This is a genomic window from Massilia sp. DWR3-1-1 (assembly GCF_049898325.1).
Lineage (GTDB): Bacteria > Pseudomonadota > Gammaproteobacteria > Burkholderiales > Burkholderiaceae_D > JAFCUW01.
In genome coordinates this window covers 1-5998 of the sequence record NZ_JAFCXL010000049.1, presented here as the reverse complement: position 1 = coordinate 5998, position 5998 = coordinate 1, and the positions used below count along the sequence as shown (strand labels likewise).

3 protein-coding genes are annotated in these 5998 nt (G+C 62.6%); all 3 read left to right on the top strand.

Annotation, left to right across the window (positions count from 1 at the left end; translation table 11 throughout):
• The first annotated feature begins 206 nt into the window (after window positions 1-206).
• Genes ACP7EY_RS23660 through ACP7EY_RS23650 form a run of 3 tightly spaced genes read left to right on the top strand, consistent with a single transcriptional unit; the run spans window position 207 to window position 5637 of the window.
• Window positions 207-1643: a DUF3375 domain-containing protein gene (locus tag ACP7EY_RS23660; protein WP_426197707.1), complete on the top strand. Its 1437-nt coding sequence runs from the start codon at window positions 207-209 to the stop codon at window positions 1641-1643.
• The gene (locus ACP7EY_RS23655; protein WP_426197706.1) at window positions 1640-2239 is read left to right on the top strand and encodes a DUF4194 domain-containing protein; all 600 of its coding nucleotides are present in this window, start codon (window positions 1640-1642) and stop codon (window positions 2237-2239) included. Before ACP7EY_RS23660 ends, ACP7EY_RS23655 begins: the two co-directional genes overlap by 4 nt.
• A complete protein-coding gene (locus tag ACP7EY_RS23650) occupies window positions 2236-5637 on the top strand; it encodes an ATP-binding protein (protein WP_426197705.1) in 3402 nt (1133 codons plus the stop codon). The genes ACP7EY_RS23655 and ACP7EY_RS23650 overlap by 4 nt, the downstream gene beginning before the upstream one ends.
• Window positions 5638-5998 lie beyond the last annotated feature (361 nt).

Sequence of the window (5998 nt, the reverse complement as noted above, 5' to 3'; positions counted from 1 at the left end):
GACCGTGAAACGATATTACGCCGATGATAGTGCTGCAACCAGTGTGAAAGTAGGTTATCGTCAGGCTAGTTATAGTGAGAAAACCCCGTACAGCGATGTGCGGGGTTTTTTTACGTCTGCAGCTTCATTTGTTGCCCGTGTTGCGGGCAGCGCCCCTGCCACGCCGGTGCTACATTGGCTATTACATCGAGGGACTTGGCCGACCCATGGACTACCAACAACTTCTGATCCAGCGGCGCACGCACCCGGCTTGGCGCCTGCTCGCCGCCGACCACGCGCCCATGATCGCCAGCTTTTTGCACGCCGCGTTTATCGCGCCAAACGTGCGTGCGATGCCGCGCCAGCAACTCGCTGTGCAACTCGACGATCACCTGTATCGCTTGCACGACGTGGCTGGCGAAATCGTCTTTCCGAAAACGGCCAGCAGCTACCTCGATGACTGGGCTTCCGATGAGCGCGGCTGGCTGCGCAAATTCTATCGGGCCGGCGAGGACGACGCCCACTATGACCTGGCCTCATCGACGGAACAGGCGATCGACTGGCTGCGCAAACTGGACCGGTGCAATTTTATCGGCACCGAATCGCGCCTGATGACGGTGTTTGATTTGCTGCACCAGATTGTCGACGGCAGCGAGCTCGATCCGCGCGCTCGCATCGCCGCGCTGAAACGGAAAAAGGCGGAAATCGATGTCGAGATTGCGCAGATCGGCGCCGGCCGCATCGACCTGATGGATGCCACCCAGGTGCGTGAGCGCTTCCTGCACATGGCGGCCACAGCGCGCGAATTAGTATCGGACTTTCGCGCCGTCGACCAGAATTTTCGCGCGCTGGACCGCCAGGTGCGCGAGCAGATCGCCACCTGGGATGGCAGCAAGGGCGCGCTTCAGCAGGCCATCTTCGGTCAGCGCGACTTGATATCGGAAACCGACGAAGGCAAAAGCTTCAAGGCGTTCTGGGATCTGTTGATGTCGCCGGCCCGCCAGGATGAACTGAGCGCACTGCTTGCGCGCGCGGCGCAACTGGCTCCCGTGCGCGAACTCGAGAGCGACGGCCGCCTGCAGCGCATTCACGACGACTTGATGGAAGCGGGCCAGGTCACCCAGAGAACGGTGGCGCGCCTGTCGGCGCAGTTGCGCCGTTACCTGGACGACCAGGCCTGGCTGGAAAACCGCCGCATCATGCAGATCATGCGCGACATTGAACAGCGCGCCCTGCGCATGCGTGGCCAGATCGACGAGCGCGCTTTTATGGATCTCGCCGCGCCGGCGCCGTTACTGCCCATGCCAATGGAGCGCAGCTTGTATGCGCCCCCGTTCAAGCCGAAAATCACCCAGCAGATCCTGGTCGACGATGGCGAAGCGGTCAGCGCCGACGCCTTGTTCGAGCAGGTCCACGTCGATCCTGCGCGCTTGCGTGGCAATGTGCGCCGCGCGCTGCAAACCCACCCGCAGATTTCACTGGCCGACCTGACTGCCACCTATCCGCTTGAGCAGGGCCTGGGCGAACTGGCCGCTTATCTGAAACTGGCGACCGAGGACGGCAAGGCGGCAATCGATGACGACCAGACCGAAATGGTGCGCTGGACCGATCAACACGGGCGCGTGCGCGTAGCGACGCTGCCACTCATTATTTACTCAGCATGAATACGGAACCACCCGATCAAAACCAACTGGGCCAGGTGCTCGTCGTACTGCTGCAAGGCGTTTTGTACCGCGACACCGACATGGCCTTGTGGCAGGCGCTGATCGAATTGCAGGGGCGCGTGCGCGACTATTGCGGCACGCTGGGCCTGGAGGTGCTGGTCGACGAAGCGGAGGGGTACGCCTATCTGCGCCAGCGCGCCGAGGCGCCTGGTGAAGCGCAATTACCGCGCCTGATCTCGCGCCGGCAATTGAGCTATCCGGTCAGCCTGATCCTGGTCCTGCTGCGCAAGAAGCTCGCTGAATTCGACGCCCTGGCCGGCGACACCCGCTTCATCATGAGCCGCGAGCAGATCGTCGACGCCGTGCGCCTGTTCTTGCCGGATACCGCCAACGAGGCGCGCCTGCTCGATCGCATGGACACCCACATCAACAAGGTCATCGAACTGGGTTTTTTGCACCGCCTGCGGGGCCAGGAACACCAGTTCGAAGTGCGCCGCATTTTGAAGGCATTTGTCGATGCCCAGTGGCTCAGCCAGTTCGAGCAACGCCTGGCCCAGTACGGCGCGCATGCCGGCACGCTTGAAGGTGACGCATGAACGATCGCGAACAGTTCAAACCAGCGGCGGACGAGGCCGAGTCGGCGTTCGCCCAGGCGCCTGACGAGCGCGCCGGCTCTCGCCTGCATCACTTCGAAGTGTTCAATTGGGGTACCTTCGATGAACGGGTTTGGCGGCTTCACCCTGGTGGCGACAGCATCCTGCTGACGGGCGATATAGGCTCGGGCAAGTCGACGCTGGTCGATGCGCTCACCACCCTGTTGGTGCCGGCGCAAAAAATCTCGTATAACAAGGCGGCCGGTGCCGATGCCCGCGAGCGCAGCCTGCGCACTTACGTTCTCGGTCACTACAAGTCCGAACGGGGCGATACGGGCATGAGCGCGCGCGCCGTCGCCCTGCGCGACCAAAACAGTTATTCGGTGATCCTCGGGGTGTTTCGCAACGAGGGTTTTAATCAGACCGTCACCCTGGCCCAGGTGTTTTGGCTGGGGGTTGCGCGGGGCCAGCCGGAGCGGTTTTATGTCGTCGCCGACAGCCACTTGTCGATCGCCGAACATTTTGCCGGATTTGGTAGCGACATCGCCCAATTGCAAAAACGCCTGCGCGCCACGGCCGGCGTCACCGTGCACGACGCCTTCCCCGCGTACGGGCAGGACTTCCGTCGCCGCTTCGGTATCGCCAGCGAACAGGCGATGGATCTGTTTCACCAGACCGTGTCGATGAAATCGGTCGGCAATCTCACCGATTTCGTGCGCGAACACATGCTCGAAGCGTTTCCGGTCGACGCGCGCATCGGCGCATTGATCGCCCACTTCGACGATCTCAATCGCGCCCATGAGGCGGTGCTCAAGGCCAAGCGGCAGATCGAGCAGCTCATGCCACTGAGCAGTGACTGCGCCCACCATGAGGTGCTGCGACTGCAGGTCGAGCAGTTGCGCGGCTGCCGCGACATGCTGCGGCCGTGGTTTGCGCACCTCAAGCGCGAACTGCTGGACAAGCGTATCGGCCTGTTGCAGGCCGAACTTGATGCGCTTGCCGATCAGCTGGTGAAATATGGCGACGAGCGCCGCATGCTGGCGCGTCGGCGCGACGAGATCACCCACGCCATCGCCACCAATGGCGGTAACCGTATCGAACAAATCAAGGGCGATGTCGCACGCCTGCAGGCCACGCGCGAAGAACGCGCAAGGCGTTGCGCGCAGTACGATGCGCTGGCGGCCGCAGTGGGGCTGGCCGCTGTCGCCGATGGCGCCACGTTCACCGCCAACCGGCGCGACATCGACGCCGGACAACGGGGCTGCATCGCGCAGCGTGACGAATTTCAGAACCGGCTCACCGAGGCGGGCGTGAGCCTGCGTGAGCTGGGCCGGCTGCATGGTGGGCTCACGTGCGAACTCGATTCGCTGCGCGGCAGACGTTCGAACATCGCCAGTCAGATGCTCGATGTGCGCGCCACCTTGTGCGCGGCCTTGCATCTGCTGCCCGATAACTTGCCATTCGTCGGCGAGCTGATACAGGTGCGCGAAGACGAGCGTGCATGGGAAGGCGCAGCTGAACGTTTGCTGCGCAACTTCGGCTTGTCGCTGCTGGTACCCGACGCCCATTTCGCCGCCGTCGCCGCGTGGGTCGACAGCACCAATATCGGCGACCGGCTCGTGTATTACCGTGTGCAGGCGAATGTCGCCGTCGAGGTGCGCGAGCTGCCGGCGGCTGCCATGGCGCGCAAACTGCAGATCAAGCCGGACTCGCCGTTTTATGGCTGGCTCGACGCCGAACTGTCGCGCCGCTTCGACCATGTGTGCTGCGACCGGCTCGGGGCGTTCCGCCGCGAAAGGCGCGCGGTCACCCGCGGTGGTCAGATCAAGGCCGCTGGCGAGCGGCACGAGAAGGATGACCGCCACCGCCTGGACGACCGCTCGCGCTATGTGTTGGGCTGGTCGAACCAGGCCAAGATCGCCGCGCTGACGCGACAGGAGCGCAACCTTGCCGCCCGCATTCAGGGAAACGGCGAGATCATCGCGCAGCTCAAAGGCGCGCTTGCGCAGCAGGATGCCCGCTTGGTCAGTTGGCAGAAACTGGCCATGTTCGACCATTTCAATGAGCTCGACTGGAAGCCTTTGCTGATCGCCATCGACGCCCTCGAGCGCGAGATGGCAGCGCTGGCGGCGTCGTCCGACCTGCTGCGCACGCTGCAGGCGCAGTTCACCGAGCTAAGCCAGGTACAGGCGCAGGTCGACGCGCAGTATTCACAGGCTGGCACGGCGCACGCGCGCGCCGCCGAAAAGCTCGAGCAGGCACATCTGGGCGCCGGCACCTGCGCCATCGTGCTCGACGCGGCTGCCGCCGACGCACAGGCATGCTACTTTCCGCTGCTCGACGCCTTGCGCGTCCAGGCGCTCGGCGCCTGCACCCTGACGGTGGAATCGAGCGACAACCGGGAGAAGGATTTCCGCGATTTTCTGCAGGCGCATATCGATGCCGAGGACCGCAAGATCGCGCGACTGCGCGACGCCATGATCGGCGCCATGCAAAATTACAGTCGCAACTGGCCGCTCGATGTGCGCGAGGTCGATGTCAGCATCGAAGCGGCCGCCGAGTTCAGCAAGATGCTGGCCGGTTTGCAGGTCGATGATCTGCCCCGCTTCGCTGGTCGCTTCAAGGATCTGCTCAACGACAGTACCCTCCGCGAGATCGCCGGCTTCCAGGCGCAACTCAAGCGCGAGCGAGAGAGCATCGGTGAGCGCATCGCCCGCATCAATGGCTCGCTGCGCGCCATCGACTACAACCCCAACCGCTACATCGCCCTCGAAGCGGCGCACAATCCGGACGCCGAACTGCGCGATTTTCAGCAGGATCTGCGTGCCTGCACCGAGGGCGGGTTGACGGGATCGGCCGACGAGGACTATTCGGAAGCGAAATTCCTGCAGGTCAAACGGATCATCGAGCGCTTCCGGGGGCGCGAAGGCAGCGCCGACATGGACCGCCGCTGGACCCGCAAGGTGACCGATGTGCGCAACTGGTTCGTGTTCTCCGCTTCCGAACGCTGGCGCGAGGATGACCGCGAACACGAGCACTACACGGACGCCGGCGGCAAGTCGGGCGGGCAACAAGAAAAGCTGGCCTACACGGTGCTGGCCGCCAGTCTCGCCTATCAATTCGGCTTCGAATGGGGCGTGGTCCGTTCGCGCTCGTTCCGCTTTGTCGTCATCGACGAAGCGTTTGGCCGCGGCTCGGACGAGTCGGCGCGCTTCGGCCTCGAGCTTTTCAGGCGCATGAACCTGCAACTGCTGATCGTCACGCCGCTGCAGAAGATCCACATCATCGAGCCATATGTGGCCGGCCTGGGCTTCGTGCACAGCGAAGAGGGGCGTCAATCGAAGCTGCGTTACCTGAATATCGAGGCCTATCACGCCGAGCGGGACGCGCGCGCGTCATGAGCATGGCGCCGGTTGGTCGAGGCGCGCCGATGTCGGCACGCAAGTGGCTCGCCCGGTTGTGACGTTGAAGATAAGCCTTGCGGGTTCCCACCTCCGCTTGCTATAGTTCGCCCCCTCGCAGAACAAGGCATGCAAATGCAGCGTGAAGCGAGGAAAAAGAGGTTGACGAAAAACGCAAAACGCCGCATAATCTCATCTCTCTGCTGCAACGAACACAACGCTTCGAAATGCACAGATTCAGTACCGAATAAAGTTCTTTAACAATTAACAGTCGATAAGTGTGGGCGTTTGATGAAAGTGCCAGTGACTTCGGTCACTGAAGACTTAAATTATCAAATGTTCACAAAAAAGAAATATAGGC